20 protein-coding genes are annotated in these 26,403 nt (G+C 66.1%); 3 read left to right on the top strand and 17 right to left on the bottom strand.

All coding sequences use genetic code 11. The features are described from left to right. The 14 genes from RIT73_RS16335 to RIT73_RS16270 form a co-directional block, all read right to left on the bottom strand. A partial coding sequence (locus tag RIT73_RS16335) for an FAD-dependent oxidoreductase (protein WP_309133162.1) occupies window positions 1-1,102 on the bottom strand: 1,102 nt, incomplete at its 3' end. Between the two features lie 12 nt (window positions 1,103-1,114). Further along, window positions 1,115-2,863, bottom strand: coding sequence for a thiamine pyrophosphate-binding protein (locus RIT73_RS16330; RefSeq protein ID WP_309133161.1), 1,749 nt, complete (start codon window positions 2,861-2,863; stop codon window positions 1,115-1,117). Window positions 2,864-2,946: 83 nt separating this feature from the next. After that, on the bottom strand, window positions 2,947-3,687 hold the full coding sequence (locus RIT73_RS16325; protein WP_309133160.1) for an aspartate/glutamate racemase family protein: 741 nt from the start codon (window positions 3,685-3,687) through the stop codon (window positions 2,947-2,949). Beyond that, on the bottom strand, window positions 3,680-5,107 hold the full coding sequence (locus RIT73_RS16320; RefSeq protein ID WP_309133159.1) for a UbiD family decarboxylase: 1,428 nt from the start codon (window positions 5,105-5,107) through the stop codon (window positions 3,680-3,682). Before RIT73_RS16320 ends, RIT73_RS16325 begins: the two co-directional genes overlap by 8 nt. Then, on the bottom strand, window positions 5,104-6,666 hold the full coding sequence (gene hutH / locus RIT73_RS16315; protein WP_309133158.1) for a histidine ammonia-lyase: 1,563 nt from the start codon (window positions 6,664-6,666) through the stop codon (window positions 5,104-5,106). Before hutH ends, RIT73_RS16320 begins: the two co-directional genes overlap by 4 nt. A gap of 89 nt (window positions 6,667-6,755) precedes the next feature. Next, complete coding sequence (locus RIT73_RS16310; protein ID WP_309133157.1) at window positions 6,756-7,328, bottom strand: UbiX family flavin prenyltransferase; 573 nt, start codon at window positions 7,326-7,328, stop codon at window positions 6,756-6,758. Next, entirely contained in the window at window positions 7,325-8,821 is a 1,497-nt protein-coding gene (locus RIT73_RS16305) for an aldehyde dehydrogenase family protein (protein ID WP_309133156.1), read from the bottom strand. Before RIT73_RS16305 ends, RIT73_RS16310 begins: the two co-directional genes overlap by 4 nt. Continuing rightward, window positions 8,818-9,723, bottom strand: a complete 906-nt coding sequence (locus RIT73_RS16300; RefSeq protein ID WP_309133155.1) for an ABC transporter permease — start codon at window positions 9,721-9,723, stop codon at window positions 8,818-8,820. Before RIT73_RS16300 ends, RIT73_RS16305 begins: the two co-directional genes overlap by 4 nt. A gap of 3 nt (window positions 9,724-9,726) precedes the next feature. Then, on the bottom strand, window positions 9,727-10,689 hold the full coding sequence (locus RIT73_RS16295; protein ID WP_309133154.1) for an ABC transporter permease: 963 nt from the start codon (window positions 10,687-10,689) through the stop codon (window positions 9,727-9,729). Then, entirely contained in the window at window positions 10,679-11,812 is a 1,134-nt protein-coding gene (locus tag RIT73_RS16290) for an ABC transporter ATP-binding protein (protein ID WP_309133153.1), read from the bottom strand. Before RIT73_RS16290 ends, RIT73_RS16295 begins: the two co-directional genes overlap by 11 nt. Before the next feature lies 1 nt (window position 11,813). After that, on the bottom strand, window positions 11,814-12,836 hold the full coding sequence (locus RIT73_RS16285) for a polyamine ABC transporter substrate-binding protein (protein WP_309133152.1): 1,023 nt from the start codon (window positions 12,834-12,836) through the stop codon (window positions 11,814-11,816). Between the two features lie 273 nt (window positions 12,837-13,109). Further along, on the bottom strand, window positions 13,110-13,877 hold the full coding sequence (locus RIT73_RS16280) for an IclR family transcriptional regulator (protein WP_309133151.1): 768 nt from the start codon (window positions 13,875-13,877) through the stop codon (window positions 13,110-13,112). A 296-nt stretch (window positions 13,878-14,173) separates the two neighbouring features. Next, the gene (locus RIT73_RS16275) at window positions 14,174-15,466 is read right to left on the bottom strand and encodes an MFS transporter (protein ID WP_309133150.1); all 1,293 of its coding nucleotides are present in this window, start codon (window positions 15,464-15,466) and stop codon (window positions 14,174-14,176) included. Next, the gene (locus tag RIT73_RS16270; protein WP_309133149.1) at window positions 15,463-16,989 is read right to left on the bottom strand and encodes a M20 family metallopeptidase; all 1,527 of its coding nucleotides are present in this window, start codon (window positions 16,987-16,989) and stop codon (window positions 15,463-15,465) included. Before RIT73_RS16270 ends, RIT73_RS16275 begins: the two co-directional genes overlap by 4 nt. Window positions 16,990-17,102: 113 nt before the next feature. Here RIT73_RS16270 and RIT73_RS16265 point away from each other — a divergent pair, with 113 nt between their 5' ends. Next, the gene (locus RIT73_RS16265; RefSeq protein ID WP_309133148.1) at window positions 17,103-18,011 is read left to right on the top strand and encodes a LysR family transcriptional regulator; all 909 of its coding nucleotides are present in this window, start codon (window positions 17,103-17,105) and stop codon (window positions 18,009-18,011) included. 134 nt (window positions 18,012-18,145) lie between these two features. Here RIT73_RS16265 and RIT73_RS16260 read toward each other — a convergent pair whose 3' ends face one another. The 3 genes from RIT73_RS16260 to RIT73_RS16250 all read right to left on the bottom strand — a co-directional run bounded on the left by RIT73_RS16260 (window position 18,146) and on the right by RIT73_RS16250 (window position 23,618). Beyond that, entirely contained in the window at window positions 18,146-20,725 is a 2,580-nt protein-coding gene (locus tag RIT73_RS16260) for an FAD-dependent oxidoreductase (protein WP_309133147.1), read from the bottom strand. A gap of 101 nt (window positions 20,726-20,826) precedes the next feature. Then, complete coding sequence (locus RIT73_RS16255) at window positions 20,827-22,218, bottom strand: 2Fe-2S iron-sulfur cluster-binding protein (protein ID WP_309133163.1); 1,392 nt, start codon at window positions 22,216-22,218, stop codon at window positions 20,827-20,829. 101 nt (window positions 22,219-22,319) lie between these two features. Beyond that, on the bottom strand, window positions 22,320-23,618 hold the full coding sequence (locus tag RIT73_RS16250) for an aromatic ring-hydroxylating dioxygenase subunit alpha (protein ID WP_309133146.1): 1,299 nt from the start codon (window positions 23,616-23,618) through the stop codon (window positions 22,320-22,322). 170 nt (window positions 23,619-23,788) lie between these two features. Here RIT73_RS16250 and RIT73_RS16245 point away from each other — a divergent pair, with 170 nt between their 5' ends. Together RIT73_RS16245 and fdhA are read left to right on the top strand one after the other, a co-directional pair. Next, window positions 23,789-24,721 carry a LysR family transcriptional regulator gene (locus RIT73_RS16245; RefSeq protein ID WP_309133145.1) on the top strand — a complete coding sequence of 311 codons (933 nt, stop codon included), beginning with the start codon at window positions 23,789-23,791 and terminating at the stop codon, window positions 24,719-24,721. 183 nt (window positions 24,722-24,904) lie between these two features. Further along, window positions 24,905-26,119, top strand: coding sequence for a formaldehyde dehydrogenase, glutathione-independent (gene fdhA, locus RIT73_RS16240; protein ID WP_309133144.1), 1,215 nt, complete (start codon window positions 24,905-24,907; stop codon window positions 26,117-26,119). Window positions 26,120-26,403: the final 284 nt, after the last annotated feature.

Below are 26,403 nucleotides of genomic sequence, written 5' to 3'. Positions count from 1 at the left end.
CGGGTCGGAATCGTGCCAGCAGCGCCGATTCCACACCGGTCACCAGCTCCCGCCCCAGCATCTCGGCGAGGACGAGCGCAACGGTGGCTCCGCTGTGCGAAGCCAGGACGTGCAGGTTGGCCACCCCTGCCTGCCCGACCACCGGCAGACCGTCTCCCGGCACCGGACGCCTGACGACGACTGCCCGATCGAGTTCGATCTCCGGCGCATCGTAGAGGTGACGGACATGCTCAAGCATGGCCGAAGCGCCGGCGGTCAGCTGCTCCTCGGACACCTCGTCGACGGGCCCGAGACCCTCTTCGGCCACCGTCGAATGGAACGTCACGGTGTCCCGTGAGCCCGGCCGGACGCAGACATCCGGGCTGCGCACGATCGCTGTCGGCCGCCGATGATCGATCGGCCGGGACCGGGCAATGACCCCCACGCTGTTGTCGTCCGGCACAGCCAGTCCCGCCTCGGCGAGAATCCGGTACGTGTCTGCGCCCGCCGCGACGATCACCGCGTCGGCAGCGACCCGCCCGCCGTCGGGCAGGATGACACCGTCCACCCGGTCCCCTGCGGGACTCAGCGACGGCCTCACCTCCCCGCGGAACACGGTGCCACCGGCTCGGACCCCGGCGCTCCGCAGGTGTCGGACGAGACCCGGCAGATCGACCCAGCCCTCGTCGCCCGAGAACTGGATGCCCTCGTCGGGCAGCGCCGCGGGATTGAGAGAGCGATCGACGTCGAGCGCTCCCGCACGGTCGAGGAGTTCCGAGAGATGCCCGGCGTCGATGAGGCGCCGATGGGCGCTCACCACGGTCTCCGCCTCCTTCGCTCCCTGAACGGGTTCGATCCGGCCCCGACCGTCCCAGGACAGAACACCACCGAACCGTGCGAGGCCGAGCGGCACCGAGTGGAGCAGGTGCCGGACCATGCCCTGCAGTCGCAGGGCATAGTAGTCGGGGTCGGTCCGGGCGGCGGCGTTGATCCACGAGAAGGAATGGAACGAGCTCGCCACGCCGGGAGCGTCGGCGAGTCGCACGCTCACGCCCCGCCTCCCGAGGTCCCGGAACAGTGCGGAACCGAGCACCCCTCCTCCGATGATGATCGCTGTCCTCACCGCTGCCACCCCTCAGCTGTCATCACCGGCACTCCCAGCGCCGGCACCGGCTTCTCCCGCTTCCGGCTGACCCGCGCGTGCGGCTCTGCGCGCCTGCAGGTCGCTGAGCGAATAGCGTGTGTGGACCGCGTCGGGGTCGACGATCATCTCGATGAGCGCGGGACGGCCCGCCGCCAGAGCCCGCTCGAACGCGGGCGCGAAGTCCTCGGTCCGCTCCACGCGTTCGCCATGGAGCCCATGCGCCTGAGCGAGCGCCCGGAAATCCGGATTCCCCAGGTCCGTGCCGTTCGCCCTCCCCTCGAGCCGGTTCTCTTCGTGGATCCGGATGGTGCCGTAGAGGCCGTTGTTGAACACGATGATGACGACATTCGCCCCGTACTGAGCGGCAGTGGCGATCTCCTCCCCGCTCATCTGGAAGCATCCATCGCCGACGAAGTTGACGACGGTCCGTTCCGGATGGGTGAGCTTCGCCGACACCGCGGCCGGGACGGAGTAGCCCATGCTTCCCGAGATCGGACCGAGCTGCGTGTGCAGCCGCGAATGCGAGAAGTACCGCTGGCTCCAGGTGGCGAAGGCACCCACGTCGTTGACGACGATCGCGTCCTCCGGCAAGCGCTCACGCAGCCAGGTCATCACACCCGGCAGGTCGATCGGTCCGGGGCACGGGCCGGGCGTCGATTCGGCGACCTGGGTCGCCCGCAGCCGGGCAGTCCATTCGGCGTGCCCCGGCTTCCCGACCGCCGGAAGCCCGGCGAGCGCGACGGCGAATTCCTCCGCTTCGGAGACGATTGCAAGGTCGACCTGGAAGACCCGGTTGAGGTCTTCGCCGTACGGGAGGACGTGGACGACCCGCTGCTGCGGATGAGGCAGTGCGAAGAGCGTGAAGCCCTCCATGTAGCCGGCACCGATCGTGTTGACGTCGTTGAGCGCATCGTTGACCACGAGGACGAAGTCCGAGGAGCGGATATGGTCGAGCAGGGCAGGGTTCGAACCGATCCCGATCTCTCCGGCGTAGCAGTCGAGACGATGATCGATGATGTCGCGACGTCGGAACGTGGTGACGACAGGCACTCCGTTCTTCGTCGCGAAATCCTGGATCGCCCCACGACCCCTGTCGGTCCATCCCGACCCACCGACGACGACGAGGGGATGCTCTGATGCCTCGAGATGAGCGCGAACCTCCTCGATCTGCGAGGCGGTCGGTCCGCCGGCACTCGTCCGAGAGGCAGGGCGTCCCGAGAGCACTGCAGTGGTCTCCTCCAGCACGTCCTCGGGGACGACGAGCACGACCGGGCCAGGACGCCCCTCGGTCGCGGTCGCCCACGCTCGCTGAACAAGCTCGGGAATGCGCTCGGCTGCGTCGATCTGCCCCACCCACTTGGTCATCGGCGCGAACATGGTCCGGAAGTCGTAGGACATGAACGCTTCTCGCTCGAGGATCGACCGCCGCACCTGCCCGACGACGAGGATCATCGGCGACGAATCCTGGTAGGCGGTGTGCACACCGTTGACGGCGTTCGTCGCCCCGGGACTGCGCGTGACGAATGCGACCCCGGGCCGCCCCGTGAGCTTCCCGTGGGCCTCGGCCATCTGGGCTGCGCCGTTCTCGTGCCGGCAGGCAATGGTGCGGATGTCCGGGTGGCGCGTGCTCACCGCATCGAGCGCCAGGAGGAAGCTCTCTCCGGGTACGTGGTAGACGAGCTCGGTGCCATTGAGGGCGAGTTCGTCGGCGAGCACCTGTGCTCCGGTCCGTGTCGACATGCTGTTGCCTTCCTGTAAGTGTGGTTGTGCGGAGGAGATCCCCGCCGGCGCGGGGGACCGCGTCGGCTCCGAGCGTGTCGCTTTCATCGCGGATACCTCCTCGGTGCGATCCCCGACTGCAGCCAGGTGACGAGGGTGACCGCGTCATAGACCGGACGGGCGAAGCGCCGGGCGATGGCTGCCGAGTACGGAGGCAGGTTCGCGCACTCGAGGACGATCGCTCCCACTTCCGGGTGGGCCCTGACAAGACGGTCGATCGCTTCGAGGGCGTCGGCTTCGAGCAGTGCGGGGTCGTCGACTCGTGCGTTCTCCCTCATCGTGGTGAGGATCGGCCCCTGCGGATCGAGTCCGACGAAAGGGAGTCCCGGCCGTGCTCCGACTCCGCGGAAGTGGCGCTCGTCGATCGCCTCGGGATCCGAAACGACAAGGCCCACCTGCCGTCCCTCCGGCAGTGTCGCCTCGGCGAGGGGGATCTGGAGCAGCGGAGACGAGGCGAAGGGAACCGGTGAGTACGCGGCGAGTTCCTTCTGCACTGCGGCGAGGAACCCACAGCTCGTCGCGATGGCCTGGGCGCCGTGGTCGACGAGGTCATCGATCGCGTCTTCGAATGCCGCCAGCGCCGCCGCCGGATCTCCGGTGATCACATCGGCCGGACGCACCCCGCGCACGATCCTGAATTGGACCGGGAACGGCCAGGTCGCCGTGTGCGCGATGTCGCCGGGGAGACGCTCGAAGCCCGTGTCGAGGACGATGATGCCGACCCCTGCGCCTCCCACCGTCGGTCGCGCCGTCGTTCCTGCAGGCGCCGTCGTCACGCTACTCATCGAACTTCCTCCGCGTCTGCAGGATCCGGTCGATCTCGATCCCGGCCTCCTCGGAGAGGTACGATCGCGGGTCGAGCGACTCGAAGCCGGTGTGCGGAAGATCCGCGCGATCGGGGAATCCGGTGAGCGGGCGGGTCGCATCGATCCCGATCTTCGCGGTCAGTGTGTCGGAGCCGATCGGTGTGGTGAACTGATCGGCGCTCGGATCCATCCTGATGCCTTTGGCCCCGGCCACGGTGACGAGGTCCCGGTCAGCCTGGAACCGCACGTGAGAGGCCCAGAGAACCTGTTCGGTGTCGTGGACGTCGATGTCGGGGTCGACGACGATGACGTGCTTGAGGAAGTGATCGGCGGCGAGCGCCGCGAGGATCGCCTGCTTCCCGTCTCCCTCCTTGCGTTTGGCGACGGAGACGAATGCGCTGAACGACCCTCCGTGGAAGGGGATTCGCGCATCCACGGCGCCGGGGACCGCGCGTCGCACCGTTTCGAGCAGCCTCGACTCCCTTCCGGGGAACAGCCACAGGCACAGGTGTTCGGAATGAGTGGGGTGGAGGTCGAGGAAGATCGGTTCGGCCCTGTGGGTCACTGCAGTGATCCGGCACTCCGGCGCCTGCGCCTTACCGTAGTGGTAGGAGAATTCCCCGAATGGCCCTTCCGGAGTGAGATCCCCAGGGTCCACAACCCCTTCGAGGACGATCTCCGCCTCGGCGGGGATCGGCAGATCCACGGAGACACCCCGCACCACCCGGAGCGACTCTCCGAGGAGCCCTCCGGTCAGGTGATGGGCGTCCATCGAGATCGGGTTCTTCAGCTGAGAGGCGACGAGGTAGGCGGGATGGTGCCCGATGACGATGGCGATCTCGACCTTCTGTCCTGATTCACGAGCCGCTGCGAAGATCCTCCCGAGATCGTGGTCGGGAGCCGCATTCACCGTGATGCTGCGCTTCCCGGTGATCATCATCCGATACATCCCGGTGTTGATGTTCCCGGTGCCCGGATCCCTGGCGAGGACGACTCCGGCAGTGATGTAGCGTCCGGCGTCGTCGCGCGAGTGCGTGGCGAAGGGCATCGCGTCGAGATCCACCTCGTCCCCGGTCGACACCGTCTGCTGGACGGACGCGTCAGTGACGACTGTCGGTTCGGGGAGATCCTGTGCCATCACCTCGGCGACGTGGTCCAGGGTTCGGCGAGGGTTCGTCCCGAGGGCCCGCGCAATCCTCTCCCGGGTGCCGAACGTCCCCATCAGCACCGGCCAGGGACTGCCGGTGGCAGAGGTGAAGAGGACACCGGGCGCTCCTGCCGGTTCGAGGGCCTTGACCACTGAGGCGAGTTCCTGCCCCAGGGACACCGGGCGGTCGACGGTGAGGATCTCACGCTCGGGATCGAGCGAAGACAGGTAACCGCGGAGGTCGGCTGTCATGACAGCCGTCCGCCGGTGGCCTCGAGGACGATGCCACCATCGCCGAGGTAGTCACCGTCGAGGATGTCATCCGCGACGAGTTCCATGTCGACCGACAGCGCTCGGTCCTGATCGAGGTGCCGTGAGCGATCCCGCACCCGGGCATACACGGGCTTGAGCGCCGGAGCGTCGGCCCCGCTGCTGCGAAGATCGCTGCCCTGTGCCCCTGCCAGGAGCTCGATGGCGACGACGTAGGCCGCGTTCCGGGACATCGGCTCGAGGCGAGTGCCGGCATGCGTGGCCATGCTCACGTGGTCCTCCTGGCCCGCCGAGGTGGGAATGCTGTCGACGCTGTTGGGGAAGGCACGCGAGCGGTTCTCCGCGACGAGGGCGGCGGAGGTCACCTGGGCGAGCATGAATCCCGAATTGAGGCCACCACCTTCGATGAGAAACGGCGGAAGCCCGGACATCGAGGTATCGGTGAGCATCGCCGTCCTGCGTTCGGACAGCGAACCGATCTCGCACAGGGCCATGGCGATCTGATCCGCGGCGAACGCGACCGGCTGGCCGTGGAAGTTGCCGCCGGACAGGACGAGGTCGTCATCAGGGAAGACCAGCGGGTTGTCCGAAACTGCGTTCGCTTCGCGTTCCAGGGTGCAGGCCGCGGTCTCCAGGAGGTCGAGGCACGCGCCCATCACCTGCGGCATGCACCGGAGGCTGTACGGGTCCTGCAATCGGCGTCCTTCGAATTCCCTGTCCAGAACGCCACTGTCGGCGACGAGTCGGCGCAGGGCGGTGGCCGTGCGGATCTGGCCCGGCTGGCGTCTGATCTGCTGGATCCGGTCATCGAGGGCGGTCTGCCGACCGGCTGTGGCCTCCATCGTCAGCGACCCAGCGGCAAGGGCCGCATTGAACACCTTCTCGGCGCGGAACAGCCCCTGCAGGGCGAGCGCGGTCGAAACCTGCACTCCATTGATGAGGGCGACTCCTTCCTTCGGCCCGAGGACGACGGGCTCGAGTCCGCAGCTGCTCAGACCCTCGACCGCCTCGTACTCCTGTCCGCGGATGCGCACGGTGCCGGCCCCGAGCATCACACCGGCGATGTGGGACAGCGGGGCGAGATCTCCCGAAGCGCCGACCGATCCCTGGCTGGGGACGACGGGCAGGATGTCGTGATTGACCATTCCGACGAGCAGGTCGAGCACTTCCCGGCGGATTCCCGAGTGCCCCTGGCACAGGGACAGCAGCTTGACGACCATGGTTCCGCGAATGACTGGGTCAGGGAGCGGATCCCCGACACCGACGATGTGGGAGAACACGACGCGCTTCTGCAGCTCGCGGAGATCCTCCTGGGAGATTCTGCGATCGGCAAGACGTCCGAAACCTGTATTCACCCCGTAGATGACGTCTCCGTTCTCGATGATCCCGGTGATCACCTCGTGGCTCCTGCGGATCCGGGCATCGGCCTCGGCCGAGATCTCGATGCGCACAGGCCCTTCGAATGGATGCCGCAGATCGTCAAGGGTGGCGCCTGCCGGTGAGAGGACGATCGTGGGTGCTGAAACGGCTGTGACAGTCATTGGTTCTTCCCTTCCTGGTGTGCCGTGGATGAAGACCACGGCGGTTCTCATGAATGTGGTCGTGCGGTTGGGCCTGCGCCCGGTACGGCTCAGCTCTCCTCTGCCCAGCGATGGACCAGAGGATTGTCGATGCCGAACTGGTCGAGCAGACGGCCGATTCCCTCGTCAACGATGTCGGCGACGGTCTGCGGGTGGTTGTAGAAGGAGGGAACGGGCAGGCAGACAGTGGCTCCGGCCAATGTCGCGGTCTCCATGTTCCTGATGTGGATGAGGTTGAGTGGGCTCTCGCGCAGCAGCAGGACCAGCGGACGGCGTTCCTTCAAGGTGACGTCTGCGGCGCGGCTGAGCAGAGTCGAGCCGGCACCGGTCGCGATCTCTCCCAGCGTGCGCACGGAACAGGGAGCGACGATCATTCCCATGGTGCGGAACGACCCGGAGGCGATTCCCGCCGCGACGTTGCCGATCGGATGGACCACGTCCGCCTTCGCTCTGACGTCCTTGGGCCGCAGGTCCGACTCGTGAACGAGGGAGAGCTCCGCCGCCTTGGACATCACGAGGTGGGATTCGATCCCGAGATCGGCCAGGACTTCGAGCAGACGGATCCCGTAGGCGGTGCCGCTGGCCCCGGTGATGCCCACGACCATGCGTCGAGGAGCACTCATGCCGACCTCACCCTGATGTTCACCGATTTGGACTCGGTGTATCCGAACAGCTCGTCCACTGTCTCCTCACGTCCGATGCCGCTGGCCCTCATCCCGCCGAAAGGACTGCCGGGGTAATGCCGGTTGGCGTCATTGACCCATACGTACCCCGCCTGCACCTGCGCGGAAACCCGCAGGGCGCGGTCGAGATCGTTCGTCCAGACGGCGGCGGAGAGTCCATACCGAGTGTCGTTGGCGAGCCTGATCGCCTCGTCTTCGGTGGCGAAGGGCATGAGCGTGGCCACCGGGCCAAAGATCTCCTCGCGGGCAATGGTCATCGAGGGTGTGACGTCGGAGAACAGCGTCGGTTCGATGAAGTAGCCACCGCTCTTGAGCGTTCCCCCGCCCACCACGAGACGAGCCCCCTCGTCGATTCCGCCGCGGATGAATTCCTCTATTCGGCGAGCGTGTTCCCGGGAGACGACAGGCCCCATCTCGGTGGCGTCCTCATAGGCAGGACCGAGGGTGAGGCGTCTCATCGCCGTGGCCAGACCTGCTTCCACCTCTGAGATGATCGACTCGTGGACGAGGATCCGGGCCGTGGACTGGCAGGATTGGCCCGCGCTGATGTGAAAGCTGAGTCCGGCGAAGGCGGCATCGACCGCTGCGCTGACATCGGCGTCGGCGAACACGATGAATGGGTTCTTGCCCCCGAGCTCCGCCGAGAAGTGCTTGACCATGCCGCTGACCGACAGCCGCTTCTGGATGGCCAGCGCAGTCGCCTCGCTGCCGGTGAACGCCAGGCGTTTGACCTGTGGATGGGTGACGAGTGCATCGCCGGCGTCGGCGCCGCCGCTGACGATGTTGACGACTCCGGGAGGGAGCACCCCGTCGATCACCTCGCCGAGAGCCAGTGTGGCCACCGGAGTCTGAGTCGATGTCTTGATGACCATGGTGTTGCCTGCCATCAGCGGGTAGATCATGCCGGCGATGGCGAAGAGCATCGGATGGTTGTAGGCGATGATCTTTCCGACGACTCCGTAGGGTTCCGCAGAGATCAGTGAGATGCCATCGGCGTGGGCACGGGTGAATCGACCGGTCGCCGAGAGCGCGAGCCCCGGCCATTCGGTGAGATAGCGCAGGGCGAGCCCGACGTCCCTTCGGGTCGACGGCAGCGGATTGCCACTGTCGATGGCTTCGAGGAGAGCGAGCTCTTCCCCCTTCGCGTCGAGAACTGCCTTGAGCGCAGACAGATGTTCGGCTCGCTGGGACATGGTCAGTCCCGCCCAGGCCGGTTGTGCCCGGGCAGCGGCTCGAACGGCCGCGTCGACTTCGTCCTTCGTCGTCTCAGGAACGACGGCGAACGTGTTTCCGGTGGAGGGGTCGAACGTCTCGGCGTAGACGGCGGCGGTCGTCCACGCTCCGTCGACATAGTTCTGCGGGCCGGTGCCCCCGGGCCAGAACGAACGCAGCGCTTCAGCGTGCAGTCCGCTCGGCGTGGTCATTGTCGTCATGGTGTCAGGACTCCTGAATCAGGCTGAGGGTGAGAGGGTGTCGAGGGTGTCGAGGGTGTCGAGGGTGCCGATCGTTGTCTGCCCCCAGGGGTGCGGCGTGGCCCCTGCCGTTCCATCCCTGCGAACTCGGCGACGCCGATGGTCCGGTCGAGGATGATGACCCCGGCGACGGAGACGAGTGCGACGATGAGGCTGAGTGCGGTGATCGAGGGGTCGGCACCGAGCTGGAGCCGCCCGTAGATCTCGACCGGCAGCGTCTGGACCCGCGTCCCGGAGAGGAACAGCGAGAGATCGAAGTCGTTCCACGACATCGTGAACGCCATGGCCGACCCGGCGAACAGGTGGAGTCGCAGCTGCGGCAGCAGGACATGCCACACTGTGCCGAGAAACCCCGCCCCGGACAGGAAGGCCGCCTCTTCGAGAGAGGTCGGGATCCGTGCGAGGCCCGCCATCAGCGCTCTGACGGGGAATGGCAACGTCAGCAGGATGTGTCCGACGAGCAGCACCCCGAGCGGAACCGTCCCGAACAGTGCATTCGCTCCCTGATAGAGCGCGATTCCGAGCAGTGCGCCGGGAATGAAGAGCGGAGACAGCATCAGAGTGGACAGATGCTCAGCGATTCGTGACTTGGACTGGCGGATCGCGAGTGCGACGATGAGACCGATCGCGCTCGAGACCGCAGCGGAGAACACTGCGAGCACCAGGCTGATGATGATCGCGCGGACGAACCGAGCATCTTCCAACACCGCGCCGAACCACTTGAGGGTGAAGCCCTCGGGCGGGAATGTGATGGCGGTCGGATTGAATGCCGTGGCGGCCATGATGAACAGAGGGAGCAGGATGAAGACGATTCCTGCCGCCGCGGCTGCGACTGTGAGATATGTGAAGGGACCGGGACGCATGGCTCAGTGCTCCTTGTGCTGGTTGGTACGACGATTGAGGAGGAGGATCGGGCTCAGGCACAGCACCGTCGTCAGAAGCAGGACAAGTGCGATCACCGAGGCGAGCCCGAAGTTTCCCGTCGTGAGTTCGCTGTAGGCGGCAACCGAGAACATCCTCACCTTGCCCCCGCCGAGGATGTTTGGCACGGCAAGGGCACCGATGCTCAAGGTGAAGGAGAGCAGGATCCCGACGAAGAGGCCCTGTGCGCTCAGGGGCAGGGTGATCCGGAAGAACACCCGTGCCGGCGAGGCACCGCAGACGTGGGCGGCCTCCTCCGCCGAGCGCGGCACCGCAGCGAACACCCCGACCAGTGGCATCGCTATGTAGGGGATCGCCAGCTGGGCGAGTCCGATGACCACTGCGGTGGGGGTCGAGAGGATGCGCAGCGGCTCCTCGATGAGTCCGATCATGAGCAGCGTCTGGTTGACGATGCCGTTGGCGCCCACGATGATGTACCACCCGAGCATGAGGATGACCGAGTTGATCCACAGCGGCACGAACAGAGCCACCGTCAGCGCTCGCCGCACACCTGCGCTGCCGACCCGGGCGATGACGTAGGCCAGGGGAATCGCGAACACCGCCGCGACGAGAACCCCGGCCGCGGCCATTGCGACCGAGTTGAGTGCGACGCCGACGATGTAGTACTGGGAGGTGAAGAACGTGACGTAATGGTCGACGCCGAAGGACTGCCCGGTGGTGAAGCTCAGCCCGACCATGTAGAGGACGGGCGCGACGAGCAGGACCGCGAGGGCGGCTGCGGCCGCCAGAATGAGGATCCGCAGAAGTCGACGCGCCGTCGTCGCACCACGGATCTGCCGACTGCGCTGTTTGTTCTGCTCCCGGTCAATGGTCGGCGGCGAGCCCGGCGCCGCCGGTCCGGGTGCAATCGGAGCGACGGGTGTTCTCAGGGAGACGTCAGGCGACATCGTCGACCTCCTCGGCGAAGGAGACTTTGTCGAATCTCAGACCGACTCGCGATCCGGGTTCGCGGATGTGCTCGCGTTCGACGACTTTGAGAGCAGTCGGCATCCCCTCGACCTCGACCATGTACTCACTCGAGGATCCGCTGTACATGGTGCTCGCGACGGTTCCGGCGACGTGATGCCTCTCATCCGCGACGTCGCACAGCATGATGTTGTCCGGCCGGACGAGCATCGTCATCTGTGAATCCGGTGCCGACGGCGGCTGTCCGCAGGCATCTGCGGGCAGGGAGATGCCGGCCCCGTTCGGCAGGCGGACGCCCAAGTGAGTCGTGATCGAGATGATCGTCGACGGAATCGCGTTGATCGGGCCGAGGAGCCGAGCCACGTACTCGTTGGTCGGCGCTTCGTAGATTCTGCTCGGGGTGTCGATCTGCTGGAGCCGCCCTGACTGCATGACGGCGATGCGGTCCGACATCGACAGGGCCTCGTTGCGATCGTGCGTGACGTAGAGCGCCGTCGTGCCCAAACGCTGCTGGATCGCCCGGATCTCTCGCTGCATCTCCTCGCGCAGATGCCGATCGAGGTTGCTCAGCGGTTCGTCGAGAAGCAGCATCGCCGGTGCAGGGGCCAGGGCACGGGCGATGGACACCCTCTGCCGCTGGCCTCCGCTGAGCTCAAACGGGTAATGATCGGCATGCCGGTCGAGATGGACGAGTCCGAGCACCTCATCGACACGGGAGCGGACCTGGGCGCGTGGCACCTTCGCGTACTTGAGTGCGAACTCGATGTGCCTGCGGACAGTCATGTGCGACCACAGCGCATGATCTTGGAAGACGAAGCCGATGCGCCGACGATGGGGGGCGACATCGGTGACATCGGCCCCGCCGATCCTGATCCGGCCGGAGTCGGGACTGAGCAGCCCCGCGACCATTCTCAGTGTTGTGCTCTTCCCACAGCCGCTGGGCCCGACGAGGCTGAGAAACTCCCCCTCCTTCGCCTGGAGGTCGAGACCGTCGATCGTGAAGCCTCCTTTGCCCAGCGACAGGGAGATCCCCTCCAGCTCGAGTCCCTGCTGCTGCGCCGTCGTCATGTTCATGCCGTTCGCTTCCGTGCGTGAGGTGTACATATCAGCCGTGAATCCTCGTGTTCCACTCCTGCTGCCAGTCCTTGATGACCCCTTCGACGTATTCGTAGTCAGGAGCGACGAACCGGTCGAGGTCGTCCGGGCCGAAGCCGATGGCGTCACGGGAAGCAGGTTCGAGCTGGTCATAGGTGGCGGGGTTGGAGGGCATATAGGGCATGCTCTCGGCGAAGACCTTCTGCGCCTCCGGACTCATCATGTGATCGAGATACTCCAGGGCGAGGTCGCGGTTCGGAGAGTCCTCGACGACGTTGGCAGTCGTCATCATGGCCAAGGCGCCGGGCTCGGGCATCGTGTACTCGATCTCCAGGCCGTTCTGCTGGGATTCCAGGGCGCGCGCACTCGTCGTGATTCCCACAGCCGCCTCCCCCGAACGGAAGAGCTGATCGACTTGATCGTTCGACTCCCACCAGGTGTGCACGCAGGGTGCCAGCTCCTCCATCTTCGCGAAGCCGGGGTCCATGTTCTGCAGCGAACCGCCGTTCTCCTCGGCCATCAGCGTGGTGAGGATGATGACCGGGTTGGTGAAGTCCGGCATGGTGATCTTCTCGCAGTACTCCTTGTCCCAGAGGGACTCCCATGTCTTTGGCTCCGACACCTGCTTGGGGTCGTAGGCGAGGACGTAGGCGCCGAAGTCGTGGACCTTGGTGGTCGGACTCAGCTGTGCCTTCTCGTAGAGGTCAGCGGTGTTCGGGGCATTGTCCGGAGTGATCTCGGCCCAGAGGCCCTCTTTCTCCCCTTGGAAGGAGATGAGTGGCTGGGAGAGAAGGAGGTCGACGTCACCGCCCCGGGCGAGGACGAGGCCATTCGTGTTGGCCCCCGGCTGGAAGGTGATCTCGACACCGTGTTCTTCCTCGAAGGCCTTCGCTGCCTTCTTGTGGGCTTCGTCGTATCCCCCGCCCTGCCCGACGACCACGAGCTGTGTCGCGGTGGCATCGGCGGCGGCTCCGCATCCTGTCGCCGCGAAGACCGCGGCCAGACCGATGACAGACGTATGCAGTAACTTCATTGTTATCTCCATTTCTCGACGGTGATCCGAGCCCGTATGAGCTCGGACCGATGGGCCGCCAATCGAAACCGCTGCGACTCGTCAACCCGATTCGCTGTGCGGTGCTTCGTCGACTCCGCACCTTCATTGACCTGGACGGTTGGTTTCTGCGGCCTTGGTTCCACCCAACCACGGTGTTGAAGCGCGCCGAATGGGATTTCGAGCGATTCCGTCTCGGATCTCAGACATTGATGTGGCGGGAAGTCTGACAGGCATCCGTGCCCGCGCTGAGGGTCAGGTGCTGCCGGTGAGCCTCTTGCTGAGTTCTCCGGACATCTCGATGGCGGCAGAGGCGAGGTCGGGCCATCGTGCCTCCGGGATGTCGTCCGTTCTGAAGGTGAAACCGATCGCAGCGGCCGGCTGCTCATTGTGGTCCGTGGCAACTGCACCGACAGAGGCCAGTCCCTCGGCGATCTCACTCGCTTCCAGAGCCCATCCGCGCTGACGGGTCTCTTCGAGGATCGTGGTGAAGTCGTGGAAATTGCCAGGCCCGAGTTTGGTCCGGGAGAAGAACGACTCACGGTTCGGATACAAGGCGAGGATCTGCCGACGGCTGAAACCCGCGAGCAGCGCGCGCCCGGTCGCGGTCAGATGAGCGGGAAGCTGGATTCCGACGCCACCCACGACCGTTGGGGCTCGTGGACCGACTTCCTTCGCGACATACTTGATGTCGGTCCCGTGGAGCACTCCGACGAAGGCGACGACTGGCAGCTTCTCCCGGGTGGTGTACCTCCTGATGATCGGTGTCGCGAGCATCTGCACCGTGTCGGAGCCGGGCGAGAGCGATCCGAGCTCCGTCAGCAGCGACGACAGCCCATACTCACGTGCCTCGGGAAAGTGGACGAGAAATCCCTCGTCCAGCAGCACATTGAGCAGGTGATATGTGCTGGAACGGGGAATACCCAGATCTCGCCCGATATGGGCAGCCCTCGTCGGTCGGCCTTTCGCAGCCAGGAACTTGAGGATCCGCAACGCATTCCTCGCTGCGGGAATGTCCGACATGAGCTCCTCCATGAGCGAGTGCGACGGGCGCTTCATCGGCCGTTTCCGGATGCAGAACGCCGACGGCTCTCGGCCGGATCGTGGCGAGGCCCGGGAACGTCAAGGTGCTGGACAGCACTGGAGTTGATGCTAACAAGACTTGTCGGGAAGTCATGGCAGCGGCCACCTGGTGGACTGCGAGCAGCTGGATCGCATTCCACCGGTGGCCGCAGCGGGTCGAAGCCCATGACGAGCCCTCGCCGAGGCGGTCCCGGTGAGCCGGTGAGCGCATCGGCGGGGGCCGCTACCGCACGCCCCTACCGCACGCCGAGCTTCTTCCACACGACGAGGAGCGCGGACACGCTCATCAGGCCGGCGAACAGCACCCAGTAGGCCGGGGCCTTGGCGTCGTGCGTCACGCCGATCAGCCAGGCCGCGGCCAGCGGGGTGAGTCCGCCGAACACGGCGACGCCGATGTTGTAGCCCAGCGACAGACCGGTCCCGCGGGTGCGGGTCGGGAAGATGTCGCCCATGACGCTGGCCAGCGGTCCGTAGTAAGTGGCCTTGAGCAGGGAGAAGATCGCGACGACGAGGATCAGCACCGTCAGCGCATTGCTCGCCACCGCCCAGCTGAAGAGGAACCAGGTCAGGATCATCACAGCGACCGCGGCGGGGATCATCATCTTCAGGCGGCCGATCCGGTCGCACAGGTATCCGGCCAGCGGGGTGCAGATGAGCAGCACGATCCCGGAGACGAGGGTGGCGTAGAAGCCGGCGGAGTCGTCCATCCCCAAGCTGTCGACGGCGTAGGTCGGCACGTAGGTGATGAAGTAGTTGAGGCAGGTCGAGACCGCGATCGCCCCGATCGCGAGGATGACTGCGAGCTTGTTCCGGCGCAGGACCCCGACGATCGCCGACTCCTTGTCCGTGGTCGCCGCCTTGGCCTCGACGAACTCCGGGGACTCGGGTACGTGCTTGCGGATGTAGAGTCCGACCGGACCCACGAGCAGGCCGACGATGAAGGGGACTCGGAATCCCCAGGACTCCAGCTGCTCCTGGCTGAGGTTCGTAGTCAGGGCGACGCCGATTCCTGAGGCGAGCAGGCTCGACGCTGCCTGCGAGGTGAACTGCCAGCTGGCTGCGAATCCGCGCTTGGCCGGCAGGTGCTCGACCATCAGCGACGTGGCGGATCCGAATTCGCCGCCGGCCGCGAAGCCCTGGATGAGGCGGGCGAGCAGGATGAGCAGCGGGGCGAAGACTCCGATCATCGCCGCCGGCGGGGTGACGACGATGAGGAGCGTGCCGAGGAACATCAGCCAGATCGTCAGCGTCAGCGCGGGTTTGCGGCCACGCCTGTCGGCGAACCCACCGAGCACGATGGCGCCGACCGGGCGGATGAAGAACGAGAGCGCGAAGGTCGCCAACGCGAGCATGATCGACACCGCGCGATCGTCGTTGGGGAAGAACACGGCGGAGATGTAGACCGAGAAGTAGGCGTAGACGGCGATGTCGTACCACTCCAGGGCGTTGCCGATCGATGCCGCGGTGATGATCTTCCAGGTCGGAACCGGTTTGGCCGCGGCTTCCGACGACTGCTCAGTGGTGGTCATGCTCCCTGTCCTTCTGCCTCAGTGACGTCTGCGTCAGTGATTTCTGCGTGTGTGTTCTCGGCGTGTGTGTTCTCGGCGTGTTCGTCGGTCTTCGAGGAGAACCAGTCGTCCGGGTTCTCCTTCATGTCCCAGAACATCCCCGCCATGATCTCGGCGCCCTGTTCGAGGATCGAGAGCAGCGCGTGTTCGTTCGGGGCGTGCTGATTGCACCCGGGATAGGAATGGGGCACCCACACGGTCGGCAGTCCGAGCACCTCGGCGAAGACGTCGTTGGGGATCGTGCCCCCGAGGTTGGGTTCGATGGCCGGCTTCAGTCCCGTCGTGTCCCTGATCGACTGCGCTGCCGCCGCCACGACCGCGGCCTCCGGGTCGAGCCGGGTCGCCGGCACACAGTGCTCGGCGATCACCTCGACGCCGGTGATTCCCTGGCTCTGAAGGTAGGTGCGAACGCGGGTCTCGAAGTCGGTGAGGTCGGTACCGACGACGAAGCGCAGCTGCATGTGCGCCGCAGCCCTGCCCGGGATCGCATTGTTGACCTGGGCCGGGTTGCCGGCGTCGAGGGCGAGCACCTCGAGGACGTTGTAGGCGAAGACCCGTTCGGCCGGGGTCAGTCCCGGCTCGCCCCAGTCGGGATCGATGGCCGGCGCCCCGTCCTCGACGATGTCCGGCAGCTCGGCGACGGCGGCGCGCACCGAGGCGGGCGGATCGGTGGGGCGCAGGTCGGGGATGCGGATGACGCCCCGGCCGTCGACGAGGGCGTTGATCGCAGCGGCGATGACGGTGGCCGGGTTGCGGAGCTTGCCGCCCCAGTTGCCGGAGTGGTGGTCGCCGTCGCGTTCGTGGCAGACGAGCCGGAAGTTCAATGCCCCGCGGGAGCCGAGGAACAGGGTGGGCACCTCGGCGGCGATGCGGGGTCCGTCGGAGGCGAGGAAGAGGTCGGCCTCCAACTCGTCCCTGTGGGCGGCGGCAAAGGCGCTCAGTCCCAGCGATCCGGCTTCCTCGGCCGTTTCGATGAGGACCTTGACGTTGTAGCCCAGTCGCGACGAAGCAGGGTCGGCGGCAAGGGCGCGGAGGACTGTGGCCAGAGCCAGGGAATTCACCGTGTGCTGGCCCTTGTTGTCAGCACTCCCCCGGCCGTAGAGGCGATCGCCGTCCTGGCTGAGCACCCAGGGGTCGAGACCTTCGTCCCATTGGGAGTCGTGGGCGAACTGCACATCGCCGTGACCGTAGAGGAGCACGGTCGGCAATGACTCGTCCTCGATGCGGGAGGCGATGAGCAGCGGGTGCTCGCTGGATTCCGGGTTGGGGTGGACTTCGGATTCGAAACCGAGCTCCGCCAGCTCCGGCACGATCTCCTCGTCGAGGTAGGCGCGCGCCTCGGCGCCGTTGCCGGGGGCTTGGCTCTCCGTGCGGCGGGCGACCCGGGCGGTCAGGAGGGCGAGGAATTCCGGGGACCGCACATGCGATCCTGCCTCCCGGGTCACCTCGGCGCGGGTGCTCTTGGTCTGAGTCTCAATGGTCATGGCACCAGACTGGCCGCCGCCATGACCGCTAAGGAAGACTGGGCCGTCCAGGTGCCGGTGCGAATTCCGCGCTTTGGTGGTGCAGATTCTGCACCACCGAATAGGATGCGAGGATGACCGAGCTCCAGAGCCTGCGCACCCTCCTCGCCGTCATCGACTTCGGGTCGATCCACCTCGCGGCGAAGGCTCTCTACATGTCGCATTCGACCGCGAGCCGGCAGATCCGCGCCCTCGAGGAGCACTACGGCACGACGCTGTTCGAGCGGTCCTCGACGGGGGCGGCCCCCACCCAGTCCTGCTTGGCCGTCGCCGACTTCGCGCGTCGGATGATCGCCGAATCGGAGCTGCTCATCGACTCCTTCGACGGCGAGTTCGCCCAGGTCGAGCACGTGCGGATCGTGACGAGCACCGCCCTGGGTCAGACGCTGGTCGCCGACGCCGTCGGCGAGGTGCTCGCAGCCAATGATCACCTGCGCATCAGCGTCAGCTACGCGGCCTCGCTCGAGGCCCTCAGTGTGCTGGTGAACCGGCAGGCCGACATCTGCGTGAACTTCTCCGTCACCGACCGCGATCTCGTCGACGTTCCCGGAGTGATGACCCACGCCAGGCACGAATCATCGAACTTCGCCATGGTCGACGCCGCTCATCCCCTCGCCGACCGGGCCCGACTGAGCATCCGCGACATCGCGGAGTATCCCCTGGCCACCCTGCCAGCCGGCAACACCGTGCGGCTGCAGATGGAGAGCGCGGTGCGGAATCTCGGCCAGGTGTTCACGGCGACCCTCGAATGCTCGTGCCCGATCCTCATGGCCCGGGCGGTCTCGGGCTCGTCGATGGTGGCGATGATGTCGGAACGGACGATCCCCGACATCCTCGCCGAGGTGGGCTGCCGCGCCGTGCCCATCGTCGACGACAATCTCGACCCCCGGTTCATCCAGATCCTCGGCACCTCACCCGCATCGGATTCGGAAGGTGCGAAAACGGTGCTCGAGGCCCTGGTCAAGCACCTGCCGCGCGGGTGACCTCAGGGTCAGAAATCTGCGCCGCGAGCCACTGCCGGACGCAGAAAGCCCGGCCACCCGGCAGTGGTTCCCCTGAGGGGATCACTGCCGGATGACCGGACGATCAGGACCGAACGATGCCGGTCAGGCCTGCGTCAGGCCGGTTCCGGAACCTTCGGCGAGGAGGTCTGCACCAGTTCGACGGCCGGGATCGGGTCGGAGTCGCCGTCGCCACGCAGCCGGGTCATCTCCGGATCGTAGAGCGGTTCGACGGAGACGGTCGCGGGCAGCCGCTTCCCGAGGTACTCGATCTCGACCGAGTCGCCGACCTCAACCGAGTTCGGCAGCCATGCGTAGGCGATCGTCTTTCCGACGGTGTAGCCGTAGGACGCCGAGGTGACGTAGCCGTCGCCACTGCCTTCGGCTCCCGCGTTGAGGTAGACCGGCTCGCTGCCGAGGACGACCGACTCCCGGTCGTCGAGGGTCAGGCAGTACAGCTTCTTCGTGGCCGCCTCGGCGCGAGCCGCCAGAGCCGACTTGCCGACGAAGTCATCGGTCTTCGACGCCTTGACCGCGAAACCGAGGCCCGCCTGGACGGGCTCGTGCTCGCTGGTCATGTCGGTGCCGAAGGAGCGGAAGCCCTTCTCCAGACGCATCGAGTTGAAGGCCTCGCGACCGCCGGCGATGATCCCGTGCTCCTGCCCGGCCTCGAACAGCACATCCCAGAGCTTGTGCCCGACATCCGCCGAGGCGTAGAGCTCCCAGCCGAACTCACCGACGTAGGACAGGCGCATCGCGGTGACGGGAATGCCACCGATCGTGATCTGCTTGGTCTGGAAGTACTTGAGTCCCGCGTTGCTGAGGTCGTCGCTGCTGACCTTGGACATGACGGCGCGAGCGTTGGGTCCCCACAGGCCGATGCAGCAAGTGCCGGCGGTGGTCTCGCGAACGGTCACCCACTGGGACGGATCCGCCGCCGACTGCTCCCGTGCCTTCCGGGAGATGTAGGCGAAGTCGATGTTGCTGTTGGCGCCGACCTGGTAGGTCTCCTTGTCGAGGATGGCCACCGTGATGTCGCTGGTGATGCCGCCGGCCTCGTCGAGGAGCAGGGTGTAGCTGACCGCGCCGGGCTTGCGCAGCATCGACGAGGTGGTCAGCGAGTGCAGCAGCGGGCCGGCGCCCGGTCCCTTGACCTCGAAGCGCTTGAGCTGGGTCATGTCGAACATGGCGACCGCGGTGCGGGTCTTCCACGCCTCGACCGCGGCGATCGGCGAGTGGAACAGGTTCGACCACTCATCGCGTGCGGGTGCTGCCCACTCCTCCGGCAGCTCGTCGAGCAGTGCCGCGTTCGCCTCGTACCAGTGCGGGCGCTCCCAGCCGTTCGTCTCGAGGAAGAACGCGCCGAGCTCGACCTGACGATCGTGGAACGGGCTCAGTCGCACGTCGCGCGGGGAGACACGTGGCTGGAGTGGGTGGAGGATGTCGTAGATCTCGACGAAGTTCTGCTGCGAGGTCTCGGACACGTACTCGGGAGTCGTCAGCGCGTCCTCGAAGCGGTTGAGGTCGCAGCCCGACAGATCCGTGTTCGAGTATCCCTGCGAGATGAGCTCGGCCACGGCCTTGGCGATGCCACCGCCGTGGGTGACCCACACAGCCTCGGCGACGAAGAATCCGTCCACCTCACGGGACTCGCCGACGAGCGATCCGCCGTCGGGGGTGAAGGAGAAGATGCCGTTGAATCCGCGCTGGATCTGAGTCTGGGCCAGCTCGGGCAGGAGCTCCTTCGTCGCTTCCCATTCGCCGGCGAAGTCCTCGGGGGTGAACTCGAGGCTCGACGGCATGCGCTCGTGCGTGATCTCGTCGGGAGCGTAGTTCGGCAGCTCGTTGAGGTCGACGGGCATCGGGCGGTGGGCGTATGAGCCGATTCCGACCCGGTCGCCCCACTCGCGGTAGTAGAGGTCCTTGTCCTGGTAGCGCAGGATGGGCGCCGAGGCGCCGGCGGGGCCCTGGTTCTTGGCAACGAGGCTCGGGACCTCGGTGGTCCAGGCGAACTGGTGGCCCAGCGGCAGCAGCGGAATGGGGGTGCCGACCATCTTGCCGATGTTGGGTCCCCAGAATCCGGCGCAGGAGACGACGATGTCGGCCTCGATGCGCTCGTCGCCGACCTTGACGGCCTTGACCTTGCCGTTCGCCGTCTCGATGTCGGTGACAGTCGTGCGGTCGCGGAATTCCACGCCCGCAGCTCGCGCGCGCTCGATGACGATCTGAGTTCCCTTGGCGGCCAGCGCCAGTCCGTCACCCGGGGTCAGCAGTCCACCGAGGACCTTGTCGGCGTCGAGCATCGGGAACTGCTTGAGGCACTCGTCGGTGTCGACGATGTGGGCTTCGACGCCCCAGGAACGGTTCCATCCGGCGCGGCGGTGCAGGTCCTGGAGACGTTCGGCAGTCGTCGCGATCTCCAGTCCGCCGACAGGCAGGAAGGACCCCGTGCCGTCGGCGCCCTTGAGCCCGGTGTACTTCTCGATCGTGTACTGGGCGAACTCCGTCATCGACTTCGAGCCGTTCGAGGAGAAGACGAGGCCAGGGGCGTGCGAGGTGGATCCGCCGGGGATGTTCAGCGGGCCCTGCTCGAGGACCAGAGTATTGGTCCATCCGAGCTGAGCGAGTTCATCGGCGAGGTTGGCACCGACGATGCCGGCCCCGATGATGACGATCCTGGGTGTTGTGGTCGGCAATGGGAACTCCCTTGTTCGTGAGTTTCAGTGTTCTTGAGTCTGTGGGGTGTGGGCGGGAGCGCCAGGCTCCCGCCCACAGGTTGGCGCGAGGCGCCGGATGGTCAGGCGTCGACCACGAGGTCGGACATCGGCGTCGAGCAGCATGGCAGGAACTTGCCCGCGTCGATCTCCCGGGCGCGGATTCCGCCCTGGTGATGCATGTCGACGTCGCCGGAGAGCTTGACGATCTTGCAGGAGCCGCACATGCCCTCCTGGCAGTTGGCGCCGATCCGCACCCCGGCCTGGCGGGCCGCAGCGAGGATGTTGTCGTCCTTGTCGACCCGGATGTTGAGTCCGGATCGAACGAAGGACATCGTCAGCGCGCCGGTTCCGACGGTGTCGAACTCCGCCGGGTCCACGACGTTCTCCTCGTCCGCCGAGGCGGCCTCCTGAGTGCCGGCGACCGCGATCTCCGCGTCCTCCTCCACGTCGTAAGGCACTTCGGCTTCGGCGTCGACGGCTTCGGTGGGCTCGACGTAAGGTTCGACGACCTCCTCGGCGTACTCGGTCTCGTAGAGTTCGAGCTCGGGCACCAGCGCTTCCTGTGCCTCTTCGGTGTGGGTGGCGATCTCCTCGGCGAGCTCTCCGGCCAAGGCGACTTCCTCTGCGTACTCGCGCAGGGTCTCCCTGTCGCCGGAGAAGAACTCGACGTTGATCGACGTCTCGTCGACTCCCACGCGGGGCAGAACATCCATCACCGTGTCGAGGTAGCCCTGCGGCCCACAGGCGTAGACCTGGCGGCCGTTGGCGTCGGGCGCCACGGTTTCGATGAGCGCACGCGAAATGCGGCCCACCTGACCCGACCAGTCGTCCGGACGGACCCGGTCACCGAGGGCGTAGACGACCTTGATCCGGAAGTCCGCCACCGTGAGGAACTTGAGCTCGTCCTCGAAGGCGAACCGGTCCGGAGCCGAGCCGTGGTAGAGCAGAATGACGTCGGCCTGACCGGGCAGGGAGTGGATAGTGCGGATCATCGACATCAGCGGCGTGATCCCGGCGCCCGCGGCGAGGAGCAGGTACCGCGCCCGCCGGTCGTGGTCCGGCAGGTGGAAGGCACCGACCGGTCCGAGCATGTCGAGCACGGTTCCCGGCCGCACATTCTCATGCGCCCAGGGCGAGACGAGTCCGTTCGGGTCCTCCTTGACGGTGACCGAGAACGTCCACGGCTCCGTCGGGGCACTCGAGATGGAGTAGCTGCGGCTGGCCGGCTCTGCATCGGGTCCGAAGATCGGGAAGTCGATGTTCATGTACTGCCCGGAGCGGAACGCCAGCGGCGCGCCGTCGAGGCGGCGGAACACGAAAGTCATCATGTCCCCGGCCTCAGGGATGGTCTCGACGCACTCAGCCTGGAACTCCTGCGGGTGCCAGGGACCCAGCGCGTGGGCCGCGGCGCCCGGACCCGCGGTGGCTGCGAGCACCCTGTTCCAGGGCATCTCGAGACCGCGGATCCGCATCGCCAGAGGAATGGAATCCTCCTCGACCTCGGACTGAATGTCCGCGTCGATCGGTGCTTCGGCGTCGGCCTGAGCTTCGGCTTCAGCTTTGACCTTCACGCTCATGCCAAGTGCTCCCGCATGCGCATCGTGTACCAGTTGATGAATGCCTCAACCTGGTACTCACTCTTCATGTACGGTCCGGGCTCGTAGAACGGGCTCTCCGCGCCCTGCTGGCAGAGCTCGACGAACGCCTTGTCCTGGAGGTTCGTCTGCTTCCAGGTGTGGGTGAGCTTGTCGACGTCGTAGTCGACGCCTTCGACAGCGTCATCGGCGACGAGCCAGGTGGTGCGCACCAGGGTCTGGTGTGCGTTGATCGGGAACACTCCGAAGGTGACGACGTGGTCGCCGAGAAAGTGGAACCAGCTGTTGGGCTGCAGGTGCATCGAACAGCGGCCCAGTCGGAAGTCCCGGAGATCGCCGAGGAGCTTCTTCGACAGCCGGTGGCCGTCGGGAGAGAAGGACTCCCCGTCGCCGTCGAGGGATTCCCGGGAGATGCGGATGCCCGCGACTCGTGTGTCGAGCTCCTCGAAGACCTCGTAGGGCAGGCCGTAGCGGCGGCAGCGCTCTTCGAGGGACTCCTGGGCGGTCTTGTTGCGGTCCCAGACCTCTTCGAGGTGCTTCGGGATGATCCCGTCGGTCAGACCCCAGGTCGGGAACAGGGAGCAGGCGAGTTCAGGGTGACCATCGCAGTGGTAGCACTCGCGATTGTTCTCCATCACGAGCTTCCAGTTGCCCTCTTCGACGATGTTCTGCTGATAGGCGATCTTCGTCTTCTGCAGCTCATGGGGCGCCAGGTAGGGCTCGAAGACCTTGGCGGTCTCTTCGAAGTCCGTCGGAGGTTCGTCGGCGAGGCAGACGAAGATCAGGCCGGCGTCAATGCGGCTGTGCGCGGTCTTCAGGGAGTAGCACTTCTTGTCGAACTCCATCTCACCCGGCGCCGAGGCGTGGATGAGCTGGCCTTCGGACGAGTAGGTCCAGGAGTGGTAGCCGCACACCAGGTTGCCGGTGGTTCCGGAGTCCTCGGTGAGCACTCGCGCACCGCGGTGGCGGCAGACGTTGTGGAGGACGTTGACCCCGCCGTCATCGTTGCGGAGCACGATGAGCGAGTAGGGGCCGTAGTCGACCGTGATGTAATCGCCGGGCTCGGGCACCTCGGCGACGCTTCCCGCGTAGATCCAGTGCTTGCCGAAGATTCCCTGCATGTCGAGATTGAACAGGTTGTCGTCGGTGTAGAACGGGGCCTCAAGCGAGAACCCGGCGCGGCGGGTCGCCAGGAGGACCTGAAACTCAGCCAGTTTCTCCTCGGTGATACCCAGGGGGTAGCCCTTTTTCGTCGGTGCCAGGTTGATTGCTGTCAATTCCCATCTCCCTTGATGTCTTGCGCTGAGCGCGGTGTGTCGAACTACAGGACACATCGGCTCAGGACCGGTGTCGTGTGACGTTCGTCAAGTCGTCTGTACAAGCGTAGCGCGAAAATACCCTGCGCGATAACCGGCAGTTCGTGTGGATTATCATGCAGAATAGATGCATGATTGATCCTCGTCTCGTCACCCTTCGCACATTCGCCTTCTCGGGCACCATTGCGGCCACCGCGGAGCTCACCGGCTACTCCCCCTCTGCGGTCTCAGGACAGCTGCGTGAACTCCAGAGAGCACTCGGCATCGAGCTCCTGATCAAGGACGGACGGGGACTGCGTCTGACTGCGGCGGGACGGTACATCGTCCGCCGCTCGGACGAGCTCATCACCCTGTGGGAGGAGATCCGCGCCTCGGCTCTGACCGCCGGTGACCAGGCCCCCGCCCAGTTCGGAATCGGCGGCTTCTCCACGGCCGCCACTCACCTGCTCGCTCCGCTGGCGGCGCACCTGCGTCGCACCCATCCCGCCCTCGAGGTCAATGTCGTCGAAGCCAGCCCCGCCCGCTGCTTCGAGCTCCTCCTCGCCGAACGCATCGACCTCGCCGTCGTCGTGTCCAGCCATGGGGACATCCATCTCGAAGAGGACCCCAGGTTCGAGAAGATCACCCTCCTCGACGACCCCCTCGACGTGATGATCCCCTCGGACCATCCGCTCGCCGGCAATGATTCGGTGACACTGTCGGAACTGTCCGGCGAGAACTGGATCACCGATCGTGTCGGGTCGCCCTATCGGAGCCTGTTCTCGGCGGCCTTCACTGCGGCCGGCATCTCCCCGAGGATCGCCCACGAGGCGGTGGAGTGGGACACGGCGATGGCACTGGTGGGGGCCGGCGTAGGGGTCGGGCTGCTGCCGAGGCTGGCGAGCCTCGAAGGGGTGAAGGACGTCAGCCGAGTGCGACTGGCCGGACCCGGCCGCCTGAGCCGCAAGATCGTCGCCTCCGCCCGCACGGGCAGCCTCCGCTCGCCGCTGCTGCGCGAGTCGCTCAAGCATCTGCGCGAAACCGCACAGGAGATCCTCTCCACCCGCCTCGACGACGAGACCTGATTGGTTGGGATATCGACTCCCAGGCGGGGTAGATTGACACGAACTGCAGTTCAGGACGAGACTGCAGGAGGTCTAGTATGGGACTGATATTTCACAGCGCGAAGGTTGCCGACTCAGCCACAGGGGTGGGGAGGCCAACCGCCTCGCCCGCTCCGAATCCGCTCACAACAGGGAGGCTCAACGATGAGCAATAAGGCAATCAGCTACGCAGGCCCCGGCAAGGTCGAGGTCATCGACACCGAGTACCCGGACTTCGTCCTCAAGGACGGTCCGGGCGTCAACCCTGCCAACGTCGGACGCCGTGTCGATCACGGGGTCATCCTCAAGACGGTCGCGACGAACATCTGCGGCTCGGATCAGCACATGGTCCGCGGACGCACCACCGCTCCCGAGGGCCTGGTCCTCGGCCACGAGATCACCGGTGAGGTCGTCGAGGTCGGGCGCGACGTCGAGTTCGTCAAGGTCGGCGATCTCGTCTCCGTTCCGTTCAACATCTCCTGCGGACGCTGCCGCAACTGCAAGGCCGGTCAGACCGGCATCTGCCTCAACGTCAACCCCGACCGTCCCGGCTCTGCCTACGGCTACGTCGACATGGGCGGCTGGGTCGGCGGACAGGCCGAGTACGTGCTCGTGCCCTACGCCGATTGGAACGTGCTGAAGTTCCCGGACAAGGACCAGGCGATGGAGAAGATCCTCGACCTGACCATGCTCTCCGACATCTTCCCCACCGGCTTCCACGGAGCCGTCGGGGCCGGAGTCGAAGTCGGCTCGACCGTCTACGTCGCCGGTGCCGGCCCCGTCGGAATCGCCGCAGCCACCTCGGCGCATCTGCTGGGTGCTGCCGTCGTCATCGTCGGTGACCTCAATGAGGACCGACTGGCACAGGCCCGCAGCTTCGGCTGCGAGACCGTCGACGTCTCCAAGGGCGACCCGAAGGACCAGATCGAGCAGATCCTCGGCGTGCCCGAGGTCGACTGCGGAATCGACGCCGTCGGATTCGAAGCCCGCGGCCACGGCAAGGACGCGACCACCGAGGCGCCCGCCACGGTCCTCAACTCGCTCATGGACATCACCCGCGCCGGCGGCAGCCTCGGCATCCCGGGACTCTACGTCACCGGCGACCCCGGTGCCGCCGACAAGGCCGCGCAGGAGGGTTCGCTGTCGATGCGCTTCGGCCTCGGCTTCGCGAAGTCGCACACCTTCGTCACCGGCCAGTGCCCGGTCATGAAGTACAACCGCAGCCTCATGCAGGCGATCCTCCACGACAAGGTCTCGATCGCGAAGAACGTCAACGCGACCACGATCTCGCTCGAGGATGCCCCGCAGGGCTACGCCGAGTTCGACTCCGGTGTGGCGAAGAAGTTCGTCCTCGACCCCCACGGGCTCATCAAGGCCTGAGGGCCGGCGGGCGCCTGAGGGCTGGGCCCCTGAGGGGGTCGCGGTCCTGAGGGGACTCCACTCCCGAAGGGGCCGCCTCCCCTGAGGGCTCCCCTCCCCGGGGACTCCTCCCCTGCCGAAATTCATCGAGCGTACCACTTCCCCTCGAGGGCCCCACCTGCGCGGAAGTTGTCAACTTGTTTGAGACACTTTCGGGATATTGATGCCAGTGGGTTCGACTCGGGCAGCGATGGGACGGTGCCGGAATCGTTGTGGGTGCCGGGCCCAGGCCCGGTCCAGGTGGG

Source organism: Brevibacterium sp. (assembly GCF_031179145.1).
In the GTDB taxonomy this organism is placed as follows: domain Bacteria; phylum Actinomycetota; class Actinomycetes; order Actinomycetales; family Brevibacteriaceae; genus Brevibacterium.
This window is presented reverse-complemented; position numbering and strand designations above follow the sequence as displayed.